This window comes from Saccharothrix variisporea (genome assembly GCF_003634995.1).
Lineage (GTDB): Bacteria > Actinomycetota > Actinomycetes > Mycobacteriales > Pseudonocardiaceae > Actinosynnema > Actinosynnema variisporeum.
The window spans coordinates 9,147,434-9,160,512 of record NZ_RBXR01000001.1; the positions used below are offsets into that span (position 1 = coordinate 9,147,434).

14 protein-coding genes are annotated in these 13,079 nt (G+C 72.9%); 9 read left to right on the forward strand and 5 right to left on the reverse strand.

The genetic code is table 11. The features are described 5' to 3' along the window. Positions 1-149 precede the first annotated feature (149 nt). Together DFJ66_RS41005 and DFJ66_RS41010 are read left to right on the forward strand one after the other, a co-directional pair. Entirely contained in the window at positions 150-605 is a 456-nt protein-coding gene (locus tag DFJ66_RS41005) for a hypothetical protein (RefSeq protein ID WP_170200036.1), read from the forward strand. A 144-nt stretch (positions 606-749) separates the two neighbouring features. Next, positions 750-3,326 (forward strand): tetratricopeptide repeat protein, encoded by a 2,577-nt coding sequence (locus DFJ66_RS41010; protein ID WP_211351488.1) that lies wholly within the window; start codon positions 750-752, stop codon positions 3,324-3,326. Here DFJ66_RS41010 and DFJ66_RS41015 read toward each other — a convergent pair. The 3 genes from DFJ66_RS41015 to DFJ66_RS41025 all read right to left on the reverse strand — a co-directional run bounded on the left by DFJ66_RS41015 (position 3,308) and on the right by DFJ66_RS41025 (position 5,686). After that, entirely contained in the window at positions 3,308-3,889 is a 582-nt protein-coding gene (locus tag DFJ66_RS41015; protein WP_121230083.1) for a dihydrofolate reductase family protein, read from the reverse strand. The two genes, DFJ66_RS41010 and DFJ66_RS41015, sit on opposite strands and share 19 nt — an antisense overlap. 68 nt (positions 3,890-3,957) lie before the next feature. Beyond that, the gene (locus DFJ66_RS41020) at positions 3,958-4,779 is read right to left on the reverse strand and encodes an AraC family transcriptional regulator (RefSeq protein WP_211351694.1); all 822 of its coding nucleotides are present in this window, start codon (positions 4,777-4,779) and stop codon (positions 3,958-3,960) included. 244 nt (positions 4,780-5,023) lie between these two features. Then, positions 5,024-5,686, reverse strand: a complete 663-nt coding sequence (locus tag DFJ66_RS41025) for a TetR/AcrR family transcriptional regulator (RefSeq protein ID WP_246030129.1) — start codon at positions 5,684-5,686, stop codon at positions 5,024-5,026. A 107-nt stretch (positions 5,687-5,793) separates the two neighbouring features. Here DFJ66_RS41025 and DFJ66_RS41030 point away from each other — a divergent pair, with 107 nt between their 5' ends. The 3 genes from DFJ66_RS41030 to DFJ66_RS41040 all read left to right on the forward strand — a co-directional run bounded on the left by DFJ66_RS41030 (position 5,794) and on the right by DFJ66_RS41040 (position 7,960). Then, entirely contained in the window at positions 5,794-7,005 is a 1,212-nt protein-coding gene (locus DFJ66_RS41030; protein ID WP_121230087.1) for a cytochrome P450, read from the forward strand. Positions 7,006-7,074: 69 nt separating this feature from the next. After that, entirely contained in the window at positions 7,075-7,269 is a 195-nt protein-coding gene (locus DFJ66_RS41035) for a ferredoxin (RefSeq protein ID WP_121230089.1), read from the forward strand. A 97-nt stretch (positions 7,270-7,366) separates the two neighbouring features. Continuing rightward, complete coding sequence (locus DFJ66_RS41040) at positions 7,367-7,960, forward strand: RICIN domain-containing protein (protein ID WP_121230091.1); 594 nt, start codon at positions 7,367-7,369, stop codon at positions 7,958-7,960. A 136-nt stretch (positions 7,961-8,096) separates the two neighbouring features. On the opposite strand, the gene DFJ66_RS44800 is transcribed toward DFJ66_RS41040, so the two are convergent. Together DFJ66_RS44800 and DFJ66_RS41050 are read right to left on the reverse strand one after the other, a co-directional pair. Further along, positions 8,097-9,491, reverse strand: coding sequence for a sensor histidine kinase (locus tag DFJ66_RS44800; RefSeq protein ID WP_246030130.1), 1,395 nt, complete (start codon positions 9,489-9,491; stop codon positions 8,097-8,099). A 1-nt stretch (position 9,492) separates the two neighbouring features. Continuing rightward, entirely contained in the window at positions 9,493-10,173 is a 681-nt protein-coding gene (locus DFJ66_RS41050; RefSeq protein WP_121230093.1) for a response regulator transcription factor, read from the reverse strand. A gap of 265 nt (positions 10,174-10,438) precedes the next feature. On the opposite strand from DFJ66_RS41050, the gene DFJ66_RS41055 reads away from it, so the two are divergent. The 4 genes from DFJ66_RS41055 (at position 10,439) to DFJ66_RS41070 (ending at position 12,997) form a co-directional block, all read left to right on the forward strand. Beyond that, positions 10,439-10,885: a DUF4396 domain-containing protein gene (locus DFJ66_RS41055; protein ID WP_121230095.1), complete on the forward strand. Its 447-nt coding sequence runs from the start codon at positions 10,439-10,441 to the stop codon at positions 10,883-10,885. A 71-nt stretch (positions 10,886-10,956) separates the two neighbouring features. After that, entirely contained in the window at positions 10,957-11,568 is a 612-nt protein-coding gene (locus tag DFJ66_RS41060) for an FMN-binding negative transcriptional regulator (RefSeq protein WP_121230097.1), read from the forward strand. Between the two features lie 61 nt (positions 11,569-11,629). Beyond that, positions 11,630-12,079 carry a DUF1877 family protein gene (locus tag DFJ66_RS41065; RefSeq protein WP_121230099.1) on the forward strand — a complete coding sequence of 150 codons (450 nt, stop codon included), beginning with the start codon at positions 11,630-11,632 and terminating at the stop codon, positions 12,077-12,079. 3 nt (positions 12,080-12,082) lie between these two features. Next, positions 12,083-12,997 carry a GDSL-type esterase/lipase family protein gene (locus DFJ66_RS41070; protein ID WP_121230101.1) on the forward strand — a complete coding sequence of 305 codons (915 nt, stop codon included), beginning with the start codon at positions 12,083-12,085 and terminating at the stop codon, positions 12,995-12,997. The last annotated feature ends 82 nt before the right edge of the window (positions 12,998-13,079 follow it).

The window sequence follows — 13,079 nt, forward strand, 5'->3', positions numbered from 1 at the left end:
CAGTACAGACTGCCGCAGCCCGGGAAACCCATCGCGCCGCCACGCCACACCCCGCACGAAGGGCCGCGGCCTGGTCTTACAGTGGCGATCATGGACGATCTCCGCCACGTGCTGCGCGGCCCCTGCCGTGCTTCCGGCGGTCCGCCGCGATGAGCGCCGACCTGCCCGCCGACGTGGTGCGGCGCCTGCACACGCACGAGGACGTCCAGGTGCGCCGGATCGTGGCACGCCGCGCCGACACGCCGGGGGAGGTCCTCGAACGCCTGGTCGGCGAACACGGTGAGAGCCGCAAGCACGGGCCGGGCATCACGCGGCACCCGAACTTCCCGCCGGACGCCTTCATCCGGCTGGCGGGCAACGAGGACCCCCGCCGCCGAGCCCTCGCCGCGAACGGCCCGGACCTGCCGACCGGCACGCTCACGGCCCTGGCCCGCGACGCCGAGGCGTTCGTGCGCTGCGCTGCCGCTCGGCACCGACGCCTCCCGGTGCCCGTGCTGGACACCTTGCTGGCCGACGACTCCCCGGACGTCGCCCAGGCGGCTGCTGCGAACCCGGTGCTGCCGGCCGACCGCATGCGCGCCCTGCTCGACCGGGCCGGGCTGTAGAACCGCGGCCGGGCTGGAGAACGGCGGCTGGGCCGGAGAACCGCGGCCGGGCTGGAGAACCGCGGCCGGGCCGGAGAGCCGGGCCGGAGAACCGGGCGGGAGGAGCGGCCGGTCGGTGGTGGCCGCAGTTGTGCGTTGTGGCGGGTGGTCGGGTGGGGTTGGGTTGGCGGGCTGGTCGGTGGCGGCGAGGGTTCGGGGTGGGGATTGGTCGGCTCGGCGGACGGTGGTGGCCTCGGCCCGGTGCGGCAGGTCGCCGTGGCCTCGGCGGGTTCGGTCGTGAACCAGGCGGCCCGTGACCTCACGGTGCAGGCTCCTCCGGTGGTGCCGGCGATGGAGTCGGTGCCGGCGGTCGCGGGTGCGAGTCGCATCGAGACGACCACGGGTGTGTTCGTCGGCCGCTCGGCGGAGTTGGCGCGGCTGGACTCCGCGGTCTCCGGGGCGGGTGGTCGTGCGGTCGTGGTGGCGGTGCACGGGCTGGGCGGGGTGGGGAAGTCCACGTTGGCCGCCCGGTTCGCCGAGTCGCGTGGCGACCGGTTCTCGTTCGTGTGGTGGGTGACGGCGGACTCGTCCGCGGCGATCGCGACCGGGCTCGCGGACCTGGCCGTCGCGATCGCGCCGGAGGCGGCGGTGCTGCCGGCCGAACAGCGCGTCGAGTTGGGGGTCCGGTGGCTGGCCACGCACGACGGGTGGCTGCTGGTCCTGGACAACCTGACCACGCCCTCCGACGCGGCGGGGCTGTTGGAGCGGGTGCGCACGGGCACCGTGGTGATCACCAGCCGCCAGGGGACCGGGTGGGGCGGGATCCCCACCGTGGCCGTGGACGTCCTCACGGCCGAGCAGGCGGTGGACCTGCTGGACCGGTTGGTGCGGGCCGAGTGGCCGGACGCGGACCTGTCCGGCGCGGAGGCGCTGTGCGCGGAGTTGGGGTTCCTGCCGCTCGCGGTCGAGCAGGCGGCGGCCTACCTGGTCCAGGACCGGATCGACCCGACCGCGTACCTGGACCTGCTGGGGCGGTTCCCGGCACGGGTGTTCACCGCCGCGAGGGAGGGCGGGGACGCGCGGCGGACGATGGCCCGGGTGTGGCACGTGACGCTGGACCGGCTGGCCGACACCCCGCTGGCGGGTGACTTGCTGCGGGTCGTGGCGTGGTGGGCGCCGAACGGGATCCCCCGCGACTTCCTCTCCGGTCTCGGCGAGGAACCCGACGTGCACGAGGCGTCGAGACGCCTGGCCGCCTACAGCATGATCACCCTGACCAGGACGGAGGTGTCGGTGCACCGACTGGTCCAGGCCGTCACCCGCACCGAGGACCCCGCCGACCCCCACCGCCGCCCGGAGGACGTCGCCGCCGCCCGTGACACCGCCGCCACCATCCTGTCCGACTGCGTGACCGACCTCGACCCGCGCTCACCCGCCGACTGGCCCCGCTACCACCAGGTGCTGCCCCACGCCCGTGCCCTGTTCGGCCACACCACGCCCGACACCGACACCCCGCACACCGCCCACCTCCTCGCCCAACTGGGCCACTACCTCGACAACCGGGGCGACCCCGCCGCCGCCGTCACCCACCACGCCCGCGCCGCCCAGAGCTTCGAACGCCTCTACGGACCCGACCACCCGGAGACGCTGACCTGCCGCGGCAACCTCGCCGGCGCGTACCGGGCCACCGGCGACCCGGGTCGGGGGATCCCGCTGCTCGAAGCCAACGCGGCCGACCGCGAGCGCGTCCTGGGTCCCGACCACCCGAGCACGCTGACCGCCCGCAACAACCTCGCCTACGCCTACGAGGCCGCCGGCGACCTGCGTCGGGCGATCCCGCTGCTCGAAGCCGTCCTCGCCGACGGCGTGCGCGTCCTGGGCGCCGACCACGTGGACGTGCTGCCGGTCCGCGGCAACCTCGGCAACGCCTACCGGGCCGCCGGTGACCCGGGTCGGGCGGTCCCGTTGTACGAAGCCAACCTCGCCGCCGCCGAGCGCGCCCTGGGTCCCGACCACATGGTCACGTTGACCTCCCGCAACAACCTCGCCCTCGCCTACGAGGCCCTCGGTGACCTGGACCGGGCGATCCCGCTGCACGAAGCCGTCCTCGCCGACCGCGAGCGCCTCCTGGGTCCCGACCACCCCGACACGTTGACCTCCCGCAACAACCTCGCCTTCGCCCACCACGTCGCCGGCGACTCGGACCGCGCGATCCGGCTGCTCGGAGCCGTCCTCGCCGACCGCGAGCGCGTCCTGGGCCCCGACCACCCCCACGCGCTGGACACCCGCAACAACCTCGCCTGCGTCTACCAGCTCACCGGTGACCTGCAGCGGGCGATCCCGCTGCACGAAGAGGTCCTGGCCGCCCGCGAGCGCGTGCAGGGTCCCGACCACCCGCACACGTCCGCCGCCCGCGACAACCTGGCCCACGCCTACCAGCTCGGCGGTGCCCCGGGTCGGGCCATCCGGCTGCACAAAACGATCCTCGCCGACCGCGAGCGCGCCCTGGGCCCCGACCACCCGGACACCCTGACCACCCGCCACAACCTCGCCGTCGCCCATCTCGCCACCGGTGACCCGGACCGTGCGGTCCCGATGCTCAAAGCGGTCGTCGCCGACCGCGAGCGGGTGCTCGGTCCCGACCACTTCGACACGCTGGCCTCACGGACCAGCCTCGCCAACGCCCTGCGGGACACCGGTGGCGGGCGTCAGGTGTGGATCGGTCAACGGCGCACGCGGTAGCGCAGGTGCAGCACCCGGTTGCCCCGGACCACCACGTCGGGGTCCTCCAGCAGGTGCTGGGCGTCGACCGACCCGAAGAAGCGCTTGCCCGACCCGAACACGACGGGCACGACGTCCATGCGCACCTCGTCGACCAGGCCCGCGGCGAGCACCTGACCACCGACGTCCCCGGCGGCGACCTCGACGATCCGGTCGCCCGCGAGCTCCCGCGCCTTCGCCACGGCCGCCTCGACCCCGTCGACGAAGTGGAACGGCGCCGCGGGGTCCCAGCCCTCGGGCGGCGGCCGGTGCGTCACGACGACCACGTGGTCGATCCCGCTCGGGGGCTTGCCGTCCCAGCCGTCCGTCAGGTCGAAGACGTGGCGGCCGACGACGGTCGTCCCGATGGCGTCCCAGTACGGCCGGGTGTGGTCGTAGGACGCCTGCGACACCTTCAGCGCGCCGCTGTCGTCCAGCGGGACGTCGCCGCCGGTCAACCAGTCGAACAGCGGTCCGGGCTGGTCGTGCTCGTCCGCGATGAAGCCGTCCACCGACACCGAGCTGTACAGGACCACCTTGCCCACGGGGGTTTCTCCTTTGCGTCGAGGTGGCCCAAGTTAGCGGGCGGTGGGCGGTCCGCTCTTGTAAGAAATCAATCGGCCGGCAGCGGCCAGCCGTCCAGCGCGTGGCCGGGGTGTTCGCGCAGGAACCGGCGGCGGACTTCGAGGTACCGGGTCGGCGTGAGGCCGGTGAACGCCCGGAACTCGTGGCCGAAGTGCGCCTGGTCGAAGTAGCCGGCGGCGCCGGCGAGGTCGCTCCAGTCGACCGGTCCGGCGGGGTCGATCGCGAACACGGTCGCGGCGAAGCGGTAGGTGCGGGCCAGGCGCTTCGGCGTGACGCCGACGAGCTCCTTGAACCGCTGTGCCAGGTGGGTGCCGCTGACGCCGGCCGCCACGCTCAGGTCGCCGATCGCCACGGTCCCGCCGGTCGCCGCGATGAGGCTGCTCGTGTGGCGGACCAGCCCCAGGCCGGTGGTCTCGCCCAGCCGTCTCAGCAGCTCCTCCTCGAGGAGGGTCAGCATCGCGTGCGGTTCGTCCGCCGTGGCCAGCCGGTCGCGCAGCGCGGCGGTGGCGGCCCGGCCCCACACCTGCTCCAACGCCACCGGCCGGTCCCGCAGCTCGACCGCGGGCATCGGCAGGAACGACGCCGGCCCCCACGGCGTGAAGTGCACGCCGACCGAGCGGGTCGGGACCGGGTAGCCGAACTCCACCGCGCGGGTGGGCGTGGTGATCACGCAGCCGTCGGCGTACTCGGCAGCCTCGACGTCGGTGCCCGCGCGGATGCGGAACGGTGCCCCGAGGTTGACGATGAGCAGCGCGGCGGGCATCGGCGGCAGCAGCAGCCGGGCGTACGGCGGCGTGCCCTCCAGGTAGTAGAGGTCGTCGATCAGGCCGTCCAGCGGCGGTCGCGGCACTCTGGACACGTACTCCACACCCACAGCATCGCCGACACCCCACCACCACCGCGCGCCGGGCCCGGCCTGGCCGGGGCGGAGCCGGCGCTGTCGTCCACATCGGACGGTCCGGACGTGCCGGGCGTCGCCGGGCTGATCGCCGCCGAGGAAGCGGTCTCGGACACCCTGCGGGCGGTGCGCCGTGGGTGTTCGGCACCGACGAGCCCGATGAGGTCCGGGCAGCCAACGGCCGGCAGTCCACCGGTCAGCCCGTCGACAGCCCCCGGAAGACCACGTCGACCGCCGAGGTGACGTCCTCGCGGTGCCGTCGCAGGGCTTCCCGGGTGACGCCCCCCGTCGTGACGTGGGCCAAGTGGTCGGTCGCCACCTTCAGCACGGCGCTCATCGCGGCGGCCTGCACGCGGATCTCGACCGAGTCGGGCGAGGTGCCCGCGCGGTCGGCCAGCACCTCGGCGAAGGTGTCCTCCGAGCGTTCCCACAGCATGAGGTAGGCGGCGCGCAGCGCCGGCTCCGCGCGGGTCATCCGGACCACGGCGAGCACCGCCTCCAGGTCCGCGTCCGAAGCCGAGTCGAGGACGGGCGTGTACGTGTCGCGCAGGTGTTCGGTGAGTTCCTGGTCGGCGGGCCAGGCGCGCAGGACCGCGCGGAAGGCGTCGATCGCCTTGGCCAGCAGCGGTTCCACGCAGCTCTCCTTGCTGCGGAAGTAGCGCCACAGCGTGCGTTCGGAGACGCCGGCGGCGCGGGCGATCTGCTCGCCCGAGGTGGCGGTCACGCCGTGCTCGGCGAACAGGCGGACCGCGTGGCGCGAGATGTCCAGGCGCAGGCGCCGGCGTTGCCGGTCGCTCACCGGCGGGCGGCCCCGGCGGGGCACCTCCACCTGCTGCTCGTCGATCACCACGTCCTCCACCGGGCGATTCAAACACGCGCGTCCACCGGGCCGGGCGACTTTACCGGCAGTAACTGCCAAAAAACTGCTACGGTCGGGAGTGCTTGGTGGATCACGGGAGGAGAGCCATGAGCATTGCCGCGGAGCGCCCGCAATTACCGTTCGCCCGGCCGAACGTCCTCGACCTGGCGCCGCTGTACGAGGTGCTGCGCCGGGAGGCGCCGGTCGCGCGGGTCACCACGCCGACCGGGGACCCCGCCTGGCTGGTCACCCGCTACGAGGAGGTCCGCGACCTGCTGGGGGACAAGCGGTTCGGCCGCTCCCACCCCGAGCCGGAGAAGGCCGCCCGCCTGTCGACCGCCGCGATCCTCGACGGGCCCACCGGCAACTACGAGACCGAGGAAGCCGACCACGCCCGCATGCGTCGGCTGCTGACCCCCGCGTTCTCCGCGAAGCGGATGAACCTGCTCTCCGGTTACATGCACGAGCTGGTCGACGGCTACTTGGACGACCTGGTGGCCGCGCACGACGCGTCCCCCGACGGGGTGGTCGACCTGCACGCCGGGCTGGCGTTCCCACTGCCGGTCGCGGTCATCTGCCGCCTGCTCGGCGCGCCGGAGGAGGACCGGGACCACTTCTCCTCGCTGTCCGAGCGCATGTCCAACCTCGCCATCGGCGAGGACGCGCACCGGGCGTTCGCCGAGTTCAGCCAGTACATGATCGGGCTGGTCGAGGCCAAGCGCGCGCAGCCGGGCGAGGACGTGATCTCCGACCTGGTGCGCGCCCAAAGCGCCGACGAGTCGTTCGACTACGGCGAGATGGTCCGGCTCTGCGTCGGCTTGTTGTTCGCGGGCCACGAGACCACGGTCAACCGCATCGGCCTGGGCACGCTGTTCCTGCTCACCCACCGCGACCAGTGGGAGGCCCTGACCGCCGACCCCGACGGCCGGGTCAACGCCACCGTCGAGGAGATCATGCGGTTGGGCGCGCCCGGCGACCTGGGGTTGCTGCGGTACGCGCACGAGGACGTCGAGGTCGGCGGTGTCACCATCCAGCGCGGCGACGCGGTGGTCCTGTCCATCAACGCCGCCAACCGCGACACCTCGGTCTACAGCGACGCGGAGTCCTTCAACCCCGACCGCCCGGAGCGCGCACACCTCGGCTTCGGCCACGGCGGTCACTTCTGCATCGGCGCGAGCCTGGCCCGCACCGAGCTGCGCGTCGTGTTCGCGGAGCTGGCCCGCCGCCTGCCCGGCCTGCGGCTGGTCAAGCGGGTCGAGGACCTGGAGGTCCGCACCACCATCACCGGTGGTGTGACGGAGCTTCCCGTTACCTGGTAGAGCTTTTCGGACCCGGCGGCCCGCCTGCGCGGGCCGTTGGGCTCGTTCCCGACATGGAGGAGGACGTTCGTGAAGGTGGTCGTCGACCAGGACAAGTGCGTCGGCTCCGGGCAGTGCGTGCTGACCGCGGACGACATCTTCGACCAGAGCGACGAGGACGGGACCGTGGTGCTGCTGGACGCCACCCCACCCGCCGAGCGGCTGGCGGACGTGCGGCAGGCCGTGGTGATGTGCCCGGCGATGGCGATCACCGTCGAGGAGTGATCCACGGGGGTCCTGAAACCGGGTTCAGGTCGCTCCAGGGGCTTTTCAGGTTCGGCCGGGCACAGTGGCGGCCCGAACCGAACAGGGGGAGTCCTCGATGAGAACCGGAAGAGCACCGCGCGCCACAGCGATCGCCATCGCCGCGCTGACCTTGGCCGCCACGTTCGTCGGATCCGCTCAAGCGAACGCCGTACCCGCACCGGTCACCACCACCGCCGGGCCGCACGTGGCGTACACGGACGGGTCCATCACCAGCAAGGGGCCCAACGGGGAGGCGTCGCGGGTGCTCGACGTGGCCGAATGGCGGACGGAGAACCGGTCGCGGGTGCAGCTGTGGCAGCACCTCACCACCGGCAACACGGCCAACCAGCGGTGGACCTCGGTGTTGCAGTACGTGCGGTCCGATGGCGTCTACGTGGTGACCATCAGGAACAACAACGCACCGGACAAGTGCCTCGACGAGTCGGTCGACAAGCCGGCGGCGGACGGGACCGCGGTCTACATCTACAGCTGCGTCCCGGGTGCCCGGAACCAGTTGTGGAACGTCGTCCCGAGGCCCGATGGCTGGTTCTGGCTGCAGAACGTCTACGACGGCCGGTGCCTGGACGTGGCCGAGTACAACTACTCCGATGGCGCGAAGATCCAGATGTGGACGTGCCACACCGGCTGGAACCAAGCCTGGGCGGACTGATCGCCCCGGTGGCCCGTCGCCGGGGGGTACGGGCCACCGGGTACGGGGTCGCTCCTTCGACCGTGCTGTGCGGCGGCCGAAGGGGCGACCCGCTCGTTCCGACGCCCTCGCCGGGAACGGCGGGTTCACGCGGCCCTCAACGCGTGCCGCCGGCGATGCGGGGGAGGGTGGCGACGAAACGGGTGCCGTGCGGGTGGTCGGCGACGTCGAGCGTGCCGTTGTGGTGGGTGGCGATGCGGCGGGCGATGGGCAGGCCGAGGCCCGTGCCGCCGGTGTCGCGGGTGCGGGCGTGGTCCAGGCGGGTGAAGCGGTCGAAGACGCGTTCGCGGTCGGCGGGCGGTATCCCGGGTCCGTCGTCGACGACCTCCAGGGTGGCGCTGGTGCCGTGGGCGGCGAGGCGGACGGTGATGTGGTCGTGCGCGTGGCGTTCGGCGTTGTCCAGCAGGTTGCCCAGCAGACGGCCCAGCAGCGCTCGGCTGCCGCGGACGACGGCGGGCCGGGCGTCGACCTCGACGGTGAGCCGGTGGCGGGTGCGGTTGCGGGAGGTCTCCTCGCGCACGAGGTCGGCCAGGTCGACGGTGTCCCCGCCGGTCGCGGTCGTGGTGTGGTCGAGCCGGGCGAGCAGGAGCAGGTCGGTGGCCAGGTGCTGGAGCCGGTAGGTGTCGCGCAGGGCGCCGTCCACGACGGCCCGCCAGTCGGCGAGGTCGGGGTGGGCGTGGGCGATCTCCAGTTCGGCGCGGAGCGCGGCGATGGGGCTGCGCAGTTCGTGGGAGGCGTCGGCGACGAACCGGCGGTTGTCGTCCAACGCCGTGCGCAACCGGTCGAGGGTGGCGTTGACCGTCGTGGCCAGCCGCGCGATCTCGTTGCGGCGGCGCGGCACGGGGACGCGCCGGGCGAGGTCGTGCTCGGTGATGTGCGCGAGCTCGCGGCGGATCGCCTCCACCGGGCGCAACGCCCGCCCGACCGTGGTCCACACGAGCGCGGCGGCGAGCGCGACCAGGAACAGCGCGCCGCCGACGAGCATGAGCACCTGCCGGTTCAAGGTGCGCTGGGCCGCGACGAACCGCTCCTCCTCGGCGTCGCGCAAGAACGCGACGGGCACGGTCCGCGGCGAGCCGTCGAACGCGACGGTGACCGACTCGGGATCGGTGAACGGCCACAACGACAGCCGGGGCACCGGGCGGTGGGAGCTGAACTGGGCGTTGGCCAGCACCACGGCGTCGTCGAGCGGCAGCCCCGGCGGCAGCAACGCCCGCAGCGGCACGGGTGCGAGCGACACGTCGCCGTCGACCGGCCCGGCGTGGGCGCACCGGAGCGTGTGGTCGGTCCAGCGCGGCTCGGACACCCCGGACTCGACGACGACCACGCCGATGCACAGCCCGCTGGTCCGCTGGAGCTCGTCCACCCGCAACGCCTGGCTCTTCAGGAAGTCGGCCACCAGTGCGCCGACCACCGCGACCGCGGCGGCGAACGCCAGGGTCGCCCAGAGCGTGATGGACAGGCGCAGCGATCGGCGTAACGGGATCTCCACGTCAGCGCTCCGCCGGGTCGACGATCCGGTAGCCGATGCCGCGGACCGTGGTGATGGTGCGCAGGTCGAACGGCGCGTCCACCTTGCGGCGCAACGCGCTGATGTGCGCCTCCACCAGGTTGGGGTCGGGCGCGTGCGCGTCGTCCCAGACGTTGCGGATGATCTCGGTCTTGGTGACGACCCGGTCGTGGTGGCGCATCAGGAACTCCAGGACCGCGAACGGCTTCGCGGTCAGCTCGATCGGCGTGCCCCGGCGTCGGCAGGTCCGGCCGGCCGGGTCGAGCTCGAGGTCGCCCACCCGCAGCACCGGCGGCCGGGCGGCGCCGCCGCGTCGGACCAGCGCCCGCAGCCGGGCCACGAGGACGAGGTAGGAGAAGGGTTTGGTGAGGTAGTCGTCGGCACCGGTGTCCAGGCCCTCGGCTTCGTCGAGTTCGCCGTCCTTGGCGGTCAGCATGAGGACGGGCGTCCACACGCCCGCGGACCGCAGTTGTGCGCAGACGCGGTAGCCGTTGAGGCCCGGCAGCATGATGTCGAGCACGATGACGTCGTAGGGCGTCTCGGTGGCCCGCCACAACCCGTCGCGCCCGTCGTGCTCCACGTCGACCGCGAAACCCTCGGCGGCGAGCCCGCGGGCGAGCAGTTCGGCCAGCCGTCGATCGTCTTCCACCACCAGCACGCGCATACCCCGCACTATGCCGCGACGGCAACGGGCTCATCCTGAAATCCGCAACAGGCCGCTTCAGCGGGATTTCAGGTTCGGCCGGGCACCGCAACGGTTCGGGCTGCTCGATCCACGGTCCAGCCGCCCGTGCCGTCCTGGTCGGCGGGGTCGGGACTACGGGGTTTCCGTGATCCGGACCGCGCACCGGTGCACGCAGGATTGCCCTCGCCGGCGCGGCTTCGCGTCCGGCGCTTCCACCGGTCCGGCTTCGTCAGGAGGTTCGCCCATGAACCAGCACACGCACCACGGGTGGGGGATGGCGGTCGGTGCGACCCTGCACTGCCTCACCGGCTGCGCCATCGGCGAGGTCCTGGGCATGACCATCGGCACCGCCGCCGGCTGGGGCAACACCGCCACCATCGCCCTGTCGGTCGCCCTGGCCTTCGTCTTCGGCTACGCCCTCACCGCCCGCCGCGTCCGCCGCACCGGGGTGTCGCTGGGGCAGGCGGTCCGCATCGCTCTGGTCGCCGACACGCTCTCCATCGCCGTCATGGAGGTCGTGGACAACCTGGTGCTCGTGGCCGTCCCGGGCGTGATGGACGCGGGCCTGGCCGACGCGCTGTTCTGGCTGTCGCTGGCCGGTTCGCTGGCGGTCGCGTTCGTGGTGACCGTGCCGGTCAACCGGTGGCTCATCGCCCGGGGCCGTGGCCACGCCGTCGTCCCCCACCACTGAGGACAGTGGCATCCCAAGATCGGAGTGAAGTGGACGTTTCGAAGTGCCACTTCGGAGGTGATGCTGGACGTGTGTACGTGCCTGCTCACTTCGCCCCTGATGACGACGCCGTGCGGGAGTTGTTGCTCCGGCACGGGGCCGCCGATCTGATCACCGCCACCGAGCGCGGGTTGGTGGCCACGGTGCTGCCGTTCGTCCACGACCCCGTGGCGGGGACGTTGCGCGGACACCTGGCGCGGAACAACGAGCAGTGGCGGCTGCCCGTGGTGGGGGAGGGGTTGGTCGTCGTTCGTGGGCCGGACGCCTACGTCTCGCCGTCTTGGTACGCGAGCAAAGCGGAGCACGGGCGGGTCGTGCCCACGTGGAACTACGTGACCGCGCACGTGTACGGGGCGGTCGAGTTCCACGACGATCCCGCGTGGGTGGGCCGCGTTGTGCGGGAGTTGACCGACAAGCACGAAGCCGGGCGGGCGGAGCCGTGGTCGGTCGAGGACGCGCCGGCGGGGTTCGTGGAGGGGCAACTCCGGGCCGTGGTGGGGGTCGAGGTGCGCATCTCGCGGGTGGAGGCGAAGTTCAAGCTCAGCCAGAACCGGTCCGCGGCCGACGTCGACGGGGTGGTCGCCGGGTTGACGGGCGTGGGGGACGTGGCGTCGGCCGCCGCGGTCGAGCGGGCCCGGCGGTGAGCGCTGTGGAAAGCTGAGCGGGAGTCGAACGGTCTGATGGGGGAGTGACGGGTTCGTGGGTATGACGTTGTCGTTCATCCGGGTGACGCCGGAGGAACTGGATCGCGCGTTCGAGGATCCCGCGCTGGCCGAGGAGTTCGAAGAGGAAGAGGACCGGCCCTACTGCTTCCTGGAGAAGTCGTGGGCCGGGATCGAGTTCCTGTTGCGCGCGGCCGGGGTCGACGTCGACCTGTACGAGGACGGCGACGCCATCGACCGCGGGGCCGCGCTGTTCGGCTGGCACGACGGCCTGGTCGCCAGGACCGCGAAGCTCTTGAGCGCCATGCCGGTCGAGGAGCTCGTCGGTCACTACGACCCGGCGAAGCTCAGCGCCGAGGGCGTCTACCCGATGAACCACCTCTGGGACGCCGACGACCTCGACTACCTGCGCGACCACTACGTCGAGCTGGTCAAGTTCTTCGAGGAGACGGTCGCGGCGGGTGGCGCGATGATCCGGTCGTTCAGCTTCTGACCGGTGGAAGGGGACGGCGTGCTGCGGCGGGGTGTGCTGCTCGTGGTGGCGGCGTTCGTGGTCGGGTGTACCGCCTCGCCTCCGGAGACGCCCCCGTCCACGACCACGAGCGCCCCGGAAGCCGAGCGCGTGTACGTGTCGTTGGGCGACTCGTACGCGACCGGCTACCGGCCGGCGGACGCGGGGGTTCCGGCGGGCTCCGGGCGCGGCTTCGCGCACCTGGTCGCCGAGCGGTCCGGGTTGCGGTTGGTCGACCTCGCGTGCAGCGGGGCCACGTCCGCACAGCTGCGGAGCGGGGCGGGGTGCGCGCCGGCGAACCGCGGCCTCGACGCGCCGGACCCGAACGGCAGCCAGCTCGACGCGGCGGTGCGCGAGCTGCGGGCGCACAAGGGGCGGGTGGGGCTGGTGACGGTGGTCATCGGCGGCAACGACCTCGCTCCGTGCGCGCGAGCCCAAGGCACGCAGGTCCAGGAAGCCCTCGCCTGCGCGTCGCGGGCGGTGGCGGACGTGCGCGCCAACCTGGCCGCCACGCTGCCCGTGGTGCGCGAAGCCGCCGGTGACGCCCCGATCGTGGGCCTGACGTACCCGGACGTGTTCCTCGGCGCGTGGGTGTCCCCGGCCTTCCCTGACGGCCAGGGCCTCGCCCGCCTGTCGGTGTCGTTGTTCCGGGACGTCTTCAACCCGGCGCTCAAGTCCGAGTACGAGAAGGCCGGTGCCGTGTTCGTGGACGTCACCGCCGCGACCGGCGGCTACGGGCCGCTGACCGAGACGACCCAGGACGCCGCCCACGGGCCGATCCCGACGCCGGTGGCGAAGGTGTGCACGCTGACCCACTTCTGCCGGCTGGCCGACGTGCACCCGACGCCGGCGGGCCACGAGGTGATCGCCGATGCCGTCCTCGCCGCCGTCCCGAGGTGACCGCCTCGCCCTACCACCCGATCGACCGCGCCGACTGCGCCGAGTGGTCGGCAGGTGACAGCGCGTGGCAAAACTGTTGATG

What these genes read in the sequence shown, in the direction of transcription:
- DFJ66_RS41055 (WP_121230095.1), top strand. Translation starts at nt 10,439, where the DNA reads ATGAACCAGCACACGCACCACGGGTGGGGGATGGCGGTCGGTGCGACC.
- DFJ66_RS41065 (WP_121230099.1), top strand. Translation starts at nt 11,630, where the DNA reads ATGACGTTGTCGTTCATCCGGGTGACGCCGGAGGAACTGGATCGCGCG.
- DFJ66_RS41005 (WP_170200036.1), top strand. Translation starts at nt 150, where the DNA reads ATGAGCGCCGACCTGCCCGCCGACGTGGTGCGGCGCCTGCACACGCAC.
- DFJ66_RS41050 (WP_121230093.1), bottom strand. Translation starts at nt 10,173, where the DNA reads ATGCGCGTGCTGGTGGTGGAAGACGATCGACGGCTGGCCGAACTGCTC.
- DFJ66_RS41030 (WP_121230087.1), top strand. Translation starts at nt 5,794, where the DNA reads ATGAGCATTGCCGCGGAGCGCCCGCAATTACCGTTCGCCCGGCCGAAC.
- DFJ66_RS41040 (WP_121230091.1), top strand. Translation starts at nt 7,367, where the DNA reads ATGAGAACCGGAAGAGCACCGCGCGCCACAGCGATCGCCATCGCCGCG.